Source organism: Phaeobacter sp. QD34_24, from assembly GCF_028890115.1.
Classification (GTDB): domain Bacteria; phylum Pseudomonadota; class Alphaproteobacteria; order Rhodobacterales; family Rhodobacteraceae; genus Phycobacter.
The window spans coordinates 101,599-115,104 of the sequence record NZ_JARCJD010000010.1 but is presented as its reverse complement, the minus strand read 5'-3'; the positions used below and the strand labels follow the sequence as shown (position 1 = coordinate 115,104).

Genomic DNA, 13,506 nt, shown 5'->3' with positions numbered 1-13,506 from the left:
TGAAACATGAAATGGGATGAATTCTCAGACTGGGGCCGCAAGGTCGCCGACTGGGCGCAGGACTATCACCTGACCGTGGGCGAACGCCCCGTGCGCGCCCGCACCGAACCGGGCGAGGTGTTGAACGCCCTGCCCAGCGCTCCACCCGAGACCGGGACCGGCATGGAGGCGATCTTTGCCGATTTCGAAGAGATCGTGATGCCCGGCATCACCCATTGGCAACACCCGCGTTTCTTTGCCTATTTCACCTCGAATGCCGCAGCACCTTCCGTACTGGCGGAGTTCCTGACCTCGGCCATCGCGCCGCAATGCATGCTCTGGCAGACCTCTCCGGCGGCGACCGAAATGGAAACCCGGATGATGGACTGGCTGCGCCAGGCGCTGGACCTGCCCGAGCCGTTTCAGGGCGTCATTCAGGACAGCGCCTCTTCAGCCACCCTTGCCGCGGTGCTGACCATGCGGGAAAAGGCGCTGAACTGGAAAGGCAATCAGGACGGTCTGTTCAGCCAGAAGCCCCTGCGGGTCTATTGCTCTTCCGAGGTGCATACCTCCATCGACCGCGCCATCTGGGTTGCCGGTATCGGCCAGCAGAACCTGGTGCGGGTGCCGATCAAGGGCGATTGGCGCGGCATGGACCCCGAGGCGCTAGAGACCGCGATCAAGGCCGATATCGAGGCGGGCCTCCAGCCTGCGGGCGTGATCCTCTGCGTCGGCGGCACCGGCACCGGCGCCACCGATCCCGTGGACCGGGTGATGGATGTGGCCGTGAAATACGGGCTTTATACCCATGTGGATGCGGCCTGGGCGGGATCGGCGATGATATGCCCCGAGTATCGCCACTACTGGCCCGGCATCGAGCGCGCCGACAGCATCGTCTTCAATCCGCACAAATGGCTGGGTGCGCAGTTCGACTGCTCGGCCCACTTCCTGAAGAACCCCGACGATCTAGTGCAGACGCTGGCGATCAGCCCCGAGTATCTGAAGACCCACGGCAAGGACGGCATCATCAACTATTCCGAATGGTCGGTTCCCTTGGGCCGCCGCTTCCGCGCGCTGAAGATCTGGTTCCTGATCCGCACCTACGGCCTTGAAGGGCTGCGCACCCGCCTGCGCAACCATGTCAACTGGTCAAACCAGCTGCATGACAAGCTCGCCGCGACCCCGAATTTTGAGATCGTGACCCCGCCGATGTGGTCGCTCTGGACCTTCCGCTATGCGCCCGCAGGCGCCACGGATCTGGACGCGCTGAACCTCGCGCTGGTGAATGCGATCAATGATGATGGGCGGATCTACCTTACGCAGACACGCGTCGATGGCGATCTGGTGATCCGCTTCCAGGCGGGGCAGTTCGAAACCACCGAGGGTGACGTGATGATGGCCTATGATGTCATCACAGAAATCGCCGCCAGCCTGAAAACCGGCCAGACAGAAGGAGCCAACTGATGCGCTTTGCCACCTATTCCGCCAATGGCGAGACCTACTATGGCGCCGTCACCGACGAAGGCATGGCCGCCCTGTCGCCCGGCTTCCCCCATTGGCCTACCTTACGCGATGTGATCGCCGCCGATGGGCTGCACGATCTGGCGGTGGCGGCCAGGAACCATCCGGTGACGCATCCAACCGGCACATTCACCTACCAGATCCCGGTGCCAAACCCGGAAAAGATCATCTGCGTCGGCGTCAACTTTCCCGACCGAAATGCCGAATACAAGGACGGGCAGGACGCGCCACCGAACATGTCGCTGTTCATCCGCTTTCCGCGTTCCTTTACCGGGCAGGGGCAGCCGCTGATCCGCCCGCCGGAAACCCCGCAGCTGGACTACGAGGGAGAGATCGCCATCGTCATCGGCAAGGGTGGCCGCCGCATCAAGGCCGAGGACGCCTATGATCACATCGCCGCCGTCACCCTGTGTAACGAGGGCACCCTGCGCGACTGGGTGCGCCATGCGAAGTTCAACGTGACGCAAGGCAAGAACTGGGACAATTCCGGCGCCATGGGGCCGTGGCTGGTGCCCTTTACCGCAGCGGCGCAGCTGGATGATGTGCGCCTGACCACCCATGTGAACGGAGAGCTGCGCCAGGACGACCGCACCAGCCGCATGCTCTTCCCGATCCGCCGCCAGATCGAATACATCTCCACCTTCACCACGCTGGTGCCCGGCGATGTGATCGTCACCGGCACCCCCACCGGCGCCGGCGCGCGCTTTGATCCGCCCCGCTTCCTGAAACCCGGTGACGTGATCGAGGTCGAGGCCGAAGGTATCGGCAAGTTGACCAACAGCGTCGAGGACGAGGCATGACCCCCGACCAACACGCAGAGGCCGCAGCAACCCTGCTGAAGGCCGAAGAAACCGGCCAGCAATGCGGGCTACTGTCCCTCGCCTATCCGGGCATGACGCTGGAGGATGCCTACGCGGTGCAAAAGGCGTTGGTGGCGCAAAAGCTGGCCGCGGGGCGCCGCAAGATCGGCTGGAAGATCGGCCTGACCAGCCGCGCCATGCAGCAGGCGCTGAACATCACCACCCCCGACAGCGGCGTGCTGCTCGATGATATGGCCTTTGAGACGGGCAGCACCGTGCCCGCCGGGCGCTTCATCCAGCCCCGCGTCGAGGCGGAGATCGCATTTGTGATGAAAGCGCCGCTCGCAGGTGCCGACTGCACGCGCGAAGACGTGATCGCCGCCACCGACTATGTGGCGCCCTCGCTTGAGATCCTCGACACCCGCATCCTGCGCGCAGATCCCGCCACCGGGCAGGCTCGCATCATCACCGACACCATCAGCGACAATGCCGCCAATGCGGGCGTCGTATTGGGGACCGAGCGCCATGCCATCGACGCGCAGGATCTGCGCTGGGTTGGTGCCATCGTCGCCCGCGACGGCACGGTCGAGGAAACAGGTCTGGGTGCCGGGGTGCTGAACGATCCCGTCACATCCGTGCTGTGGCTGGCGCGGCGCATGGCGGAATATGGACAACAGATCGAAGCCGGGGATATCGTCCTGTCGGGCTCGTTCATCCGGCCCATCGAATGCCCATCCGGCAGCGAGATCACCGCCGATTTCGGCCCCTTCGGCCAGGTCGCCATCGCCTTTGCCTGACCACCCTACCTGACAAACGAGGTTTCCCATGCCCGCACCCAAGAACAGCTTCAAACAGGCCCTCGCTGACGGCAAACGCCAGATCGGCTGCTGGATGAGCTTTGCCGAACCCGCCGTGGCCGAGATCATGGGCAGCTGCGGCTTTGACTGGCTGGTGGTCGACGGCGAACATGCCCCCAACGACATCCGCTCGATCCGGGACCAACTGATCGCGCTCGAAGCCTCGGACAGCCACCCGGTCGTGCGCGTGCCGATTGGCGAGACCTGGATCATCAAGCAGGTGCTGGATGCGGGCGCGCAGACCGTGCTGGTGCCCATCGTCGAAAGCGCCGAACAGGCCGAGGAGCTGGTGCGCGCCTGCAAATACCCGCCGCATGGCACCCGCGGTGTGGGGGCTGCGGGCGCGCGGGCCAGCCGGTTCGGCTCGGTCAGCGACTACATCCAGACCGCGGATCAGGAGATCTGCCTGCTGGTGCAGGTGGAAAACCGCGCCGGTATCGCGGCGCTGGATGACATCCTCAAGGTCGAGGGCATCGACGGCGTCTTCATCGGCCCGGCGGACCTTTCGACCGACATGGGCCATCAGGGCAATGCCGCCCACCCCGAGGTGCGCGCGGTGATCAAGGGCGCGCTGGAACACATCCGCGCCGCAGGCAAGGCACCGGGCATCCTGGGCGTCACCGAAGAGGCTACACAGGCCTATTTCGACATGGGGGCACAGTTCCTCGCCGTGGGTCTGGACGTGCTGATCCTGGCCCAGAACGCCCGCAAGCTGGCCGCCGACTGGAAGGCGCGCTGACGCACCGGAAACCGCCCTGCGCCGCTGCCATATGGGCGGCGCGGGGCGATACGTATTTCCCTGCAATTGACCGAATTCACCCCTCCCCGATAGCTTGAGCGCACAGGAGTGACCCCGCGCAAACGGTCCTTAGGGAGACCCCGGAACAGACCGGCGCGGCATCAGGGAGGACAGCGATGAAACGCGCAATTCTTGCGGGTATGGTGTCAGCGCTTGCCTTGGCTTCGGCCGCGGCGGCAGACATCAAGATTGCCCATATCTACGGCAAAACCGGCCCCTTCGAGGCCTATGCAAAACAATCCCATGACGGGCTGATGCTGGGGCTGGAATATGCCACCGGCGGCACCATGGAGATCAACGGCGAAAAGATCGTCGTGATCGAAAAGGACACCCAGCTGAAGCCGGAAAACGGCAAGGCCCTCTTGGAAGAGGCCTATGGCGACGACGAGGTGGATCTGGCGATCGGCCCGGTCAGCTCGGGCGTGGCGCTGGCGATGCTGCCGGTGGCCGAGGAATACGAAAAGCTGCTGATCGTCGAGCCTGCCGTGGCCGACAGCATCACCGGCTCGAACTGGAACCGCTACATCTTCCGCACCTCGCGCAACTCGTCCCAGGACGCGGTGTCGAACGCCATCGCCCTGGCCGGTGAGAACGTGCATATCGCCACATTGGCGCAGGATTACGCCTTTGGCCGCGACGGTATCGCCGCCTTCAAGGAAGCGCTGGAAAGCGTCGGCAGCGGTGTCACCCACGAGGAATACGTGCCCACCGACACCACCGACTTCACCGCGGCGGCCGAGCGGATCTTCAACGCGATGAAGGATCTGGACGGCGAGAAGAAGCTCTTTGTGATCTGGGCCGGCGGCGGCAACCCGATGAGCAAGATCAACGCCATGGACCCCAGCCGGTTCGGCATCGAACTGGCAACCGGCGGCAACATCCTGGCAGCCATGAAGGGCTACAAGGAATTCCCCGGCATGGAAGGCGCCACCTATTACTACTATGAAATCCCGCAGAACCCGGTGAACGACTGGCTGGTGAAGGAACACCAGGCCCGCTTTGGCACTCCGCCCGATTTCTTCACCGCAGGCGGCATGACAGCCGGTATCGCAGCGGTCGAGGCGATCAAGAAAGCAGGATCGACAGACACCGAAGAGCTGATCAGCGCCATGGAAGGCATGTCCTGGGAAAGCCCCAAGGGCACCATGACGTTCCGCGCCGAAGACCACCAGGCGCTGCAGCCCATGTACCACTTCAAGATCAAGGTCGAAGACGGTGTCGACTGGGCGATCCCGGAACTGGTGCGTGAGTTGAAGATCGAAGATCTGCCGATCCCGGTCCGCAACTAAGCTCCTGAGATTACGGGCGGTCCGGGGCATTCCCTCGGGCCGTTCCTGTTCGGCCTGGCCATCCCGAGATGGCCCATTTCCGCGATACAGGGATTATCCTGCACGCGGACAGACCAGAGACTGACATGACCACCTCTCCCATCCTCAGCACCGAGAACCTGACGGTTCGGTTCGGCGGCCATGTAGCCGTCGATGCGGTGACCTGCGATTTCAGCGCAGGGGAACTCACTGCCATCGTCGGCCCCAATGGCGCGGGCAAGACGACCTATTTCAACCTGATCTCAGGCCAGATCCCCGCCAGCGCCGGGCGCGTCTTTCTCAAAGGGCGCGATATCGGCGGTATGTCGGTTTCCGCCCGCACCCGCGCCGGGATCGGCCGCGCCTTCCAGCTCACCAATCTTTTCCCCAACCTTTCGGTACTGGAGAACGTGCGCCTTGTGGTGCAGGCCAAATCCGGGCGCAGCTTCAACCTCTGGTCCATGGTTTCGCGCCATCAGGACCTGACCGATCAGGCCGAGGCGATCCTGCGCCGGGTGCGCCTGTTAGAGCAGCGCCATCAGGTGGTCTCGGAACTTTCCCACGGCAACCAGCGCAAGCTGGAGGTGGCCCTGCTGATCGCGCTGGATCCTGCCGTCTACATGTTCGATGAACCCACCGCCGGCATGAGCGTCGATGAGGCGCCCGTGGTGCTGGATCTGATCGAGGAACTGAAGGACCAACGCGACCGCACGATCCTTCTGGTGGAACACAAGATGGACGTGATCCGCACCCTCGCCGACCGCATCATCGTGCTGCACAACGGCGCGCTGGCCGCCGATGGTCCGCCTGCCGAAGTGATGGCCTCGGACGTTGTGCAAGAGGCCTATATGGGCCGCGGCCTGGAAGGAGTGCTGGCAGATGTCTGATGCGATCCTGAAACTCGAAGGTGTCTACACCAACATCGCCCAGTACCACATCCTGCAAGGGGTCGACCTTGAGGTGCCCCGCGGTGCCGTGACCATGCTTCTGGGGCGCAATGGCGTGGGCAAGACCACGACCCTGCGCACGGTGATCGGCCACTGGCGCGCCCATCAGGGCAAAATCCTGTTTGATGGCGAGGACATCACGAAGATGCCCACCCCGGCGATTGCACGCATGGGGCTGGGATTTGTGCCCGAGGATATGGGCATCTTTGCCGATCTCACGGTCGAGGAAAACATGGTCCTGGCCGCCGCGTCGGGCCCCATCAACTCGGCCCGGCTCGACTGGATCTTCGCCGCCTTCCCGCCCTTGAAGACCTTCTGGAAATCGGATGCAGGCACCCTGTCGGGCGGACAGAAACAGATGCTGTCGATTGCCCGCGCCATGGTCGAGGAACGCAAGCTCTACCTCATCGACGAACCGACCAAGGGGCTGGCGCCCGCGATCATCTCCACCATGGCCCGCGCGCTGAAGGACCTGAAGGATCAGGGCGCCTCGGTGCTGCTGGTGGAACAGAACTTTGCCGTCGCCAAGGCGCTGGGAGACAGCGCCAATGTGATGGACGACGGACGGATGATCTGGTCCGGCCAGATGCAGGAGCTGGCGACCGATGCCGCCCTGCAGGAACGCCTGATGGGCCTCAGTCTGGAGGCGCATTGATGACGACATTCCCAATTGCTGAGGGCATTCCTTCTGCCCTGCCCGCAACCGCACTTCGTGAGGCCCAAGATGACTGACTTCGTGAGGCCCAAGATGACTGCCGCACCTGAACACGCCCCCAAGATGGCAGAGGTCACCTTTCGCGACCGTATCGCGCCGCATATGCCGATCCTGCTGGTCCCGCTCATCGCCATTGCCGGGTTCATCGCCATCCAGAACCCCTCCAGCTGGCTGACGCTGACGGTATCCGGCCTTGCCATGGGGATGATGATCTTCATCATGGCCTCGGGCCTGACGCTGGTCTTTGGCCTGATGGATGTGATCAATTTCGGCCATGGTGCCTTTGTCTCGGTCGGGGCCTTTATCGGCATCTCGGTGCTGATGCTGCTGGGCCATATGACCGAAGCGCCCTCCTTGATGCTGAACCTCGGCGCCATCTTGCTCGCCGTGATCGGCGCCATGCTGGCCACCGGTCTGATGGGCTGGGCCTTTGAAAAGGTGATCGTTGAACCTGTCTATGGCCATCACCTGAAACAGATCCTTGTCACCATGGGCGGGCTGATCGTCGTGGAACAGCTGATCATCGTCCTGTGGGGGCCAGAGGAGATCTACATCCTGCGCCCCGAGGCCCTGAAGGGCGCGATCACCTTTGCCGGTGCCGCCATCGAGAAGTACCGCCTAGTGGCGGTGGGCGTCGGCCTTGTGGTCTTCCTGGCGATGCGCTGGGTGCTGCGGCGCACCAAGATCGGCCTGATCGTGCGGGCCGGGGTCGAGAACGGCGAGATGGTGCAGGCGCTTGGCTATCGGCTGCGGCTGGTCTTCGTCGGCGTCTTCATCGCAGGCTCCGCCCTTGCGGGCCTCGGCGGGGTGATGTGGGGTCTCTACCAGGAGGTAATCACCGCCCATATGGGCAATCACGCGATGATCCTGATCTTCATCGTGGTGATCATCGGCGGGCTCGGCTCGGTCGAAGGCTGCTTCATCGGCGCGCTTCTGGTGGGGCTCTTGCAGAATTACATCGCCTTCATCGAGCCCAAGGCCGCGCTGATTTCCAACATCGCCCTGATGGTCACGATCCTGATGTGGCGCCCCATGGGCATGATTCCGGTGGTAAAAGCAAAATGATACGCTCCCTTCTTTCGGGCGATACGCCCCGTTCCCTGCCGCTGGCGCTGCTCCTTGGCGGGATCCTGATCTGCCTTGCGCTCGCCCCCTTCCTGTTTCCCGGCGTACGCACGGTGGATACGGCGGCGCGGATCTGCGTCTTCATCGTGCTGGTGGCGAGCTATGACCTGCTCTTGGGCTATGGCGGCATCGTCAGCTTTGCCCATACGATGTTCTTCGGCATCGGCGCCTATGGTGTGGCCCTGGCCTCGACCCATATGGGGCGCGGGTTCGATGCCATCGCGTTTGGCGCCGTGGCGGGCGCCCTGCTGGCTGCTGCCCTGGCGCTGGTGATCGGTCTCTTCTCTCTCAGGGTGCGGGCAATCTTCTTTGCCATGATCACGCTTGCCGTCGCCTCTGCCGTGGCGGTCCTGGTCAGCCAGCTGTCGGGCCTGACCGGCGGCGAGGACGGTCTGACGTTCAAGACCCCGCGCGAGTTGGGTCCGGCCTTCAAGTTCGGCAAGGAGGCCTTTGACGGCACGCTTTTCGGCGTGAAGCTGAACGGCAAACTCCTGGCCTATTACTTTGTCTTCCTCGGGGCGCTGGTGCTGTTCCTTGGCCTGCTGCGGGTGGTGAACTCTCCCTTTGGCCGGGTTTTGCAAGCGATCCGCGAAAACGATTTCCGGGCCGAGGCGATCGGCTACCGGGTGGTCTACTACCGCGTTGCCGCCACCTGCCTGTCGGCGGCTATCGCCGCCCTGGCCGGGTCGCTTTATGCGGTCTGGCTGCGCTATGTCGGCCCCGATACATCGCTGTCGATGGAGATCATGATCGACATCCTCTTGATGGTGGTGATCGGCGGCATGGGGACCATGTATGGCGCGGTGATCGGCGCGACGCTGTTCGTGCTGGCGCAGAACTACCTGCAGAACCTGATGGGCGCCGCAGCCGAGCTGACCAGCGCCCTGCCGTTGCTGCCAGAGCTGCTCAATGCGGATCGCTGGCTGCTGTGGCTTGGCGTCCTGTTCATCCTCAGCGTCTATTTCTTCCCGACCGGCATCGTGGGTCGCCTGCGCAACAGCGGATAGGAGCGCCTGCAAGGGAGGGGAGACCCTCCCGCGCCCGCCTAATGCGGTGGCTGCGCCACCACACCCGCAACGGCCTTGGGCCCGGCGCCGCTGACGCGGCGCTGCCTCTTCAATAGCAACCTCGTGTCAAGGGCGGCGCAGCCGCCGCACCTTTGGTGCGGCTTGCCCTTTACACGAAAGAAGACTCACAATTGATCTGGCGTCTTGAGGAGGCAGACATGCCCCTCAAGGCGCCTCTCAGCGTCCCCTGCGCCGCGTCAGCGGCGCCACGCCCAACCGAAGGGGATGGATCTTTGATCCGGCACCTTCGGGCGGGAGCACCTTCCCCAGCGGCATGGATCCCGCGCCCGGCAAAACACCCGGCACGGATCAATCATGCGCCCACCGCCATCCTGAAACGACAACAGGGTGCCGAGAGAGAGCGGCACCCTGTTTCAAACTTGCAAATTCCAAGTCCGTCTGCCTGCGAAGCCGCTGCCGCCCGATCCAGAGTAGGGATGGGCGATCCGCGATTGCCAGGGGGGGGGACAGCAACATACGGATCTTGCGGAAGCTGACCCGGAGGGCAGCGGCTTCTTGGACAGGTGGGGATCACACGATCCCTCTGGAGTAGGACTAAGTTACCGTTCCAAATCGTTGCTGCCTATCTGCCCGAAGGGACTGAACAGCAGATCTTTTCCGCTTTGATCTGACCAAAAGGATACTTGCCCCCCTCGGTTGCCGCCGGTCTGCAAAAAGCAAACCGGGCACCCCGTCGTGCGAGGTGCCCGGCATCGATCCGTGCTAGATCCGGGTGAAATCAGTTGCGTACCGGCAGCTTGCGCACCTTGCGGGTGGGCGCCGACTTCTTGAATCGTTGTTCCAGCTCTTCCGAGGGGTAACCCAGGGAGCTGCAGGTGCAGATCTTCACATGGCTGTGGCCATCGTAAAGATGCATATGGCCCTTGGCGCGTTTCATGTAGAACCCCTTGGCCTGCAAGGCGCTGCGCAGATCGGACCAGCAGGTGGCCGTTTCAAAGATCGGGATCAGGGAGATGCGCAGCTGGATCACCATTTCCGTGTCCAGCCTGCTTTGGTCGCAGGCGCTGGACCAGGCGGTCTGGGCCATGGCCGCATCGCCGGTTGTCATTGTTTCGCGTTCAAAATCATGGGAGTACATGGCAGCGTTCCTCGATATCTCTGACCCGTCTCAGCATGAGCTTGTTTGTGACCAGAATGGGGCCTCAGGAGACGCAAATGGGGCCACTTCTTGCGAAATGGCCCCAGTTTTATTGGCATTTGGTGCAAGTTGCGCGGCAACTTACCCTTTCTTCAAGACCTCACGGCCCAGGAGTTCGGCGATCTGAACGGCGTTCAGCGCGGCGCCCTTGCGCAGGTTGTCGCTGACGCACCACAGGTTCAGACCGTTGTCGATGGTGCTGTCCTGACGGATCCGGCTGATGAAGGTGGCATAATCGCCGACGCATTCCACCGGCGTCACGTAGCCACCGTCTTCGCGCTTGTCGATCACCATGATGCCCGGCGCCTCGCGCAGGATGTCGCGGGCCTCGTCTTCGTCCAGGTGGTCTTCGAACTCGATGTTGAGCGATTCCGAGTGGCCGACGAAGACCGGCACGCGCACGCAGGTCGCGGTGACCTTGATGGCGGGATCGACGATCTTCTTGGTCTCGGCGACCATCTTCCACTCTTCCTTGGTCGAACCGTCTTCCATGAAGACGTCGATATGGGGAATGACGTTGAAGGCGATCTGCTTGGTGTAGACCTTCGGCGGCACATCCTGGGTGGGGTTGTAGACTGCCTTGGTCTGATCCCACAGCTCGTCGATGGCCTCCTTGCCGGAGCCCGACACCGACTGATAGGTCGAGACCACGACGCGCTTGATCTTGGCGCGATCATGCAGCGGCTTCAGCGCGACGACCATCTGCGCGGTCGAGCAGTTCGGGTTGGCGATGATGTTCTTCTTGGCATAGCCATGCACCGCCTCGGGGTTCACCTCCGGCACGATCAGCGGGATCTCCGGATCGTAGCGATAAAGCGAGGAGTTATCGATCACCACGCAACCCGCTGCGGCCGCCTTGGGCGCATATTTCTTGGTCGCGTCCGAGCCGATGGCAAACAGCGCCATGTCCCAGCCGGTGAAATCGAAGGTGTCCAGGTCCTGGGTGGTGAGGGTCTTGTCGCCGAATGTGACCTCGGTGCCCAGGGATTTACGGCTGGCCAGAACGGCAACCTCATCCGCAGGGAACTGGCGTTCAGCCAGGATGTTCAGCATTTCGCGGCCCACATTGCCCGTGGCGCCTGCGACGACGACGCGATAACCCATAATCGTTTCTCCAGTTGGCCCGGCCTCGTGGCCGGCTGCGGTGTCTTATAGGCAATAGCGAAGGATTTAAAGGGTTCCTGTCGTCAAAGGGCGCCGATGCGCCCCGCGCCACTCAATCCATGCTGTCGCGGCTGAACAGATAGATCACGCAGCCCAGAAGCAGTGCGCCGGCAAAGAAGCCGAACAGGGCCAGATAGGGGGCCGTGGGATCCGGCGCCGCCGTGCCTTGGGTCAGTGCCGCGTGGATGCGACCGCTGGCAAACTGCATCAGACCAACGCCGCCAATACCGAAGAAATTCAACAGCGTTACCCCGCGCCCCACCAGATGCGGCGGCACAAAGGCGCGCCCATGGGCAATCAGCACCGGGAAAGAGGCTCCGAAGAAGCCGATCACCGCCATCAGGGCGATTGGCACCCAGACCGGCGCGCCCGGAAGCAGGATCAGAGCGATCAGCGCCACAACCACCGCCATGCTGCCGCCCCAGATCAGCCATTTGCGGGTGCCAAGGATCCGGTCCAGCGGCCCGTAGGCAAAGGTGCCGAGAATCATCGCCGCCCCCATGGCCAGGGTCACAAGGCCAATCTGGCCCGTGTCCAAACCATGCACATCGCTGAAATAGGGTCCGATCCACAGGCCGCGGATGGCCGCAACCGGCGCATAGCTCACCAGCATGATCGGAAAGATCGCCCACAGGAGCGGCATCCTCAGAAGGTCGAGTACCGATCCCTTCTGCTCGCCGACAACCGGCGCCGGATCCCTGACCGTCAGCCAGATCCCAACCGCCACCGCTGCCGATATCGCGGCAAGCCCCACCAGGGTCATCCGCCAGCCGACCAGTTCCACCGCTAGCGCCGTGGGATAGGAGGCAACCAGGTTGCCCAGCGATCCCACCCCAAGCATCAGCGCCGCTAGGGTAGCAAAACGTGTCGGCGGGTATTGCCGCGCGAAGATATAGTAAGAGGCCATCAGAACAGGCGAACAGCCCACCCCGATCAGAAGCATCGCAATCGTAATGTGAACAGGGCTGCTTGCCAGGGCAAAGACCAGCGCACCGCCGCCACCGCCCGCCAGCAGCAACAGCGCAGCACTGCGCCGAGGCCCGATGTGATCCAGCGCCCAGCCCACCGGCAATTGCATGGCGGCAAAGGCCAGGAACCACATCCCCGACGCCAGCGCGAGATCGTCCGGCCCGGCCCCGACATCCGTCGCCAGAACGCCGGAAAGAACCGCCAGAAACGCGCGAAAAAACTGGCTGAGCACATAGGCCAAGCACAGCAGGATCAATCCCAACTGCATGATCGTCCCCCAGATATCGCGCCACCCTCGGCGGGTGGCACGCCCCTCCACTCATGCATATGCATATTTGATAGACCGGCACAACAGCTTCTATTACCGCGAGCGATTCGCGTTGATAGAAGCTGTAGTCTAGCGCTCCAGGCTCAGACCTGCTGGAACGCCCCGGTCTTGGCGTCGAAACATTCCAATCCGCCTTCGCCGATATCCGTCCACAACCCATGCAGGCTGAGCGCGCCTTCCTTCACGGCGCTCTCGATGAAGGGGAAGGTCATCAGGTTTTCGAGCGAAGCCACCACCGCATGGCGTTCGAACTGGCGCGCCTGGGCGTCCGGATCCTCGATATCCGCCACCGATGTGAACTTGGGCTTCAGAATATCCATCCACCGCCCGACAAAGCTGCTTTTTTCCTCCAATGCGGGGGCCTCGCCCTTGCACATGTCGATGCAGCCCTGCACTCCGCCGCATTGCGAATGGCCCAGAACGATCAGATGCGACACCTTCAGGACGGTCACCGCATATTCAATGGTGGCACTGGTGCCGTGGTGATCGCCATCCGGCGCATAGGGCGGCACCAGATTGGCGATATTGCGGTGAATGAAGAATTCGCCCTGGTCCGCACCGAAGATCGAGGTGACATGCACGCGGCTGTCACAGCAGGAAATCACCATGGCGCGCGGGCGCTGCCCTTCACTGGCCAGACGTCGGTACCAGCCCTGGTTTTCCTGATAAGACGTTGCTTTCCATCCGTGGTAACGTTTCACCAGATACCCTGGCAGCGGCTTGGCGTATTCCATTCATGCGATCCCTGATTTGTTCTTGGCAAAGCTGA

General features: G+C 62.8%; 13 protein-coding genes. 9 read left to right on the top strand and 4 right to left on the bottom strand.

Annotated elements, in window-relative coordinates:
* Positions 1–6 precede the first annotated feature (6 nt).
* From PXK07_RS10150 to PXK07_RS10110, 9 genes are all read left to right on the top strand, one after another.
* Positions 7–1,443 carry a pyridoxal phosphate-dependent decarboxylase family protein gene (locus PXK07_RS10150; RefSeq protein ID WP_274848114.1) on the top strand — a complete coding sequence of 479 codons (1,437 nt, stop codon included), beginning with the start codon at positions 7–9 and terminating at the stop codon, positions 1,441–1,443.
* The gene (locus PXK07_RS10145) at positions 1,443–2,300 is read left to right on the top strand and encodes a fumarylacetoacetate hydrolase family protein (protein WP_274848113.1); all 858 of its coding nucleotides are present in this window, start codon (positions 1,443–1,445) and stop codon (positions 2,298–2,300) included. The genes PXK07_RS10150 and PXK07_RS10145 overlap by 1 nt, the downstream gene beginning before the upstream one ends.
* A complete protein-coding gene (hpaH, locus tag PXK07_RS10140) occupies positions 2,297–3,097 on the top strand; it encodes a 2-oxo-hept-4-ene-1,7-dioate hydratase (RefSeq protein ID WP_274848112.1) in 801 nt (266 codons plus the stop codon). The genes PXK07_RS10145 and hpaH overlap by 4 nt, the downstream gene beginning before the upstream one ends.
* 28 nt (positions 3,098–3,125) lie before the next feature.
* Positions 3,126–3,896, top strand: coding sequence for an HpcH/HpaI aldolase family protein (locus PXK07_RS10135; RefSeq protein WP_274848111.1), 771 nt, complete (start codon positions 3,126–3,128; stop codon positions 3,894–3,896).
* A 176-nt stretch (positions 3,897–4,072) separates the two neighbouring features.
* Positions 4,073–5,245: a substrate-binding domain-containing protein gene (locus PXK07_RS10130; RefSeq protein ID WP_274848110.1), complete on the top strand. Its 1,173-nt coding sequence runs from the start codon at positions 4,073–4,075 to the stop codon at positions 5,243–5,245.
* 125 nt (positions 5,246–5,370) lie between these two features.
* A complete protein-coding gene (locus PXK07_RS10125; protein WP_274848109.1) occupies positions 5,371–6,150 on the top strand; it encodes an ABC transporter ATP-binding protein in 780 nt (259 codons plus the stop codon).
* Positions 6,143–6,865: an ABC transporter ATP-binding protein gene (locus PXK07_RS10120; protein WP_274848108.1), complete on the top strand. Its 723-nt coding sequence runs from the start codon at positions 6,143–6,145 to the stop codon at positions 6,863–6,865. The genes PXK07_RS10125 and PXK07_RS10120 overlap by 8 nt, the downstream gene beginning before the upstream one ends.
* A gap of 93 nt (positions 6,866–6,958) precedes the next feature.
* Complete coding sequence (locus PXK07_RS10115; RefSeq protein ID WP_274848148.1) at positions 6,959–7,990, top strand: branched-chain amino acid ABC transporter permease; 1,032 nt, start codon at positions 6,959–6,961, stop codon at positions 7,988–7,990.
* On the top strand, positions 7,987–9,057 hold the full coding sequence (locus tag PXK07_RS10110) for a branched-chain amino acid ABC transporter permease (RefSeq protein ID WP_274848107.1): 1,071 nt from the start codon (positions 7,987–7,989) through the stop codon (positions 9,055–9,057). Before PXK07_RS10115 ends, PXK07_RS10110 begins: the two co-directional genes overlap by 4 nt.
* Before the next feature lie 799 nt (positions 9,058–9,856).
* On the opposite strand, the gene PXK07_RS10105 is transcribed toward PXK07_RS10110, so the two are convergent.
* From PXK07_RS10105 to PXK07_RS10090, 4 genes are all read right to left on the bottom strand, one after another.
* Positions 9,857–10,216 (bottom strand): aspartate-semialdehyde dehydrogenase, encoded by a 360-nt coding sequence (locus PXK07_RS10105; RefSeq protein WP_274848106.1) that lies wholly within the window; start codon positions 10,214–10,216, stop codon positions 9,857–9,859.
* Positions 10,217–10,357: 141 nt separating this feature from the next.
* On the bottom strand, positions 10,358–11,380 hold the full coding sequence (locus tag PXK07_RS10100) for an aspartate-semialdehyde dehydrogenase (RefSeq protein WP_274848105.1): 1,023 nt from the start codon (positions 11,378–11,380) through the stop codon (positions 10,358–10,360).
* A 112-nt stretch (positions 11,381–11,492) separates the two neighbouring features.
* Positions 11,493–12,677: an MFS transporter gene (locus tag PXK07_RS10095; RefSeq protein ID WP_274848104.1), complete on the bottom strand. Its 1,185-nt coding sequence runs from the start codon at positions 12,675–12,677 to the stop codon at positions 11,493–11,495.
* A gap of 143 nt (positions 12,678–12,820) precedes the next feature.
* Positions 12,821–13,471, bottom strand: coding sequence for a carbonic anhydrase (locus PXK07_RS10090; protein WP_274848103.1), 651 nt, complete (start codon positions 13,469–13,471; stop codon positions 12,821–12,823).
* Between the last annotated feature and the right edge of the window lie 35 nt (positions 13,472–13,506).

Excerpts from the sequence above, each read along its gene's own strand:
- PXK07_RS10100 (WP_274848105.1), bottom strand. The coding sequence starts at position 11,380 with ATGGGTTATCGCGTCGTCGTCGCAGGCGCCACGGGCAATGTGGGCCGC.
- PXK07_RS10095 (WP_274848104.1), bottom strand. The coding sequence starts at position 12,677 with ATGCAGTTGGGATTGATCCTGCTGTGCTTGGCCTATGTGCTCAGCCAG.
- PXK07_RS10120 (WP_274848108.1), top strand. The coding sequence starts at position 6,143 with ATGTCTGATGCGATCCTGAAACTCGAAGGTGTCTACACCAACATCGCC.
- PXK07_RS10105 (WP_274848106.1), bottom strand. The coding sequence starts at position 10,216 with ATGTACTCCCATGATTTTGAACGCGAAACAATGACAACCGGCGATGCG.
- PXK07_RS10150 (WP_274848114.1), top strand. The coding sequence starts at position 7 with ATGAAATGGGATGAATTCTCAGACTGGGGCCGCAAGGTCGCCGACTGG.
- PXK07_RS10115 (WP_274848148.1), top strand. The coding sequence starts at position 6,959 with ATGACTGCCGCACCTGAACACGCCCCCAAGATGGCAGAGGTCACCTTT.
- PXK07_RS10090 (WP_274848103.1), bottom strand. The coding sequence starts at position 13,471 with ATGGAATACGCCAAGCCGCTGCCAGGGTATCTGGTGAAACGTTACCAC.
- hpaH (WP_274848112.1), top strand. The coding sequence starts at position 2,297 with ATGACCCCCGACCAACACGCAGAGGCCGCAGCAACCCTGCTGAAGGCC.
- PXK07_RS10145 (WP_274848113.1), top strand. The coding sequence starts at position 1,443 with ATGCGCTTTGCCACCTATTCCGCCAATGGCGAGACCTACTATGGCGCC.
- PXK07_RS10130 (WP_274848110.1), top strand. The coding sequence starts at position 4,073 with ATGAAACGCGCAATTCTTGCGGGTATGGTGTCAGCGCTTGCCTTGGCT.
- PXK07_RS10125 (WP_274848109.1), top strand. The coding sequence starts at position 5,371 with ATGACCACCTCTCCCATCCTCAGCACCGAGAACCTGACGGTTCGGTTC.
- PXK07_RS10135 (WP_274848111.1), top strand. The coding sequence starts at position 3,126 with ATGCCCGCACCCAAGAACAGCTTCAAACAGGCCCTCGCTGACGGCAAA.
- PXK07_RS10110 (WP_274848107.1), top strand. The coding sequence starts at position 7,987 with ATGATACGCTCCCTTCTTTCGGGCGATACGCCCCGTTCCCTGCCGCTG.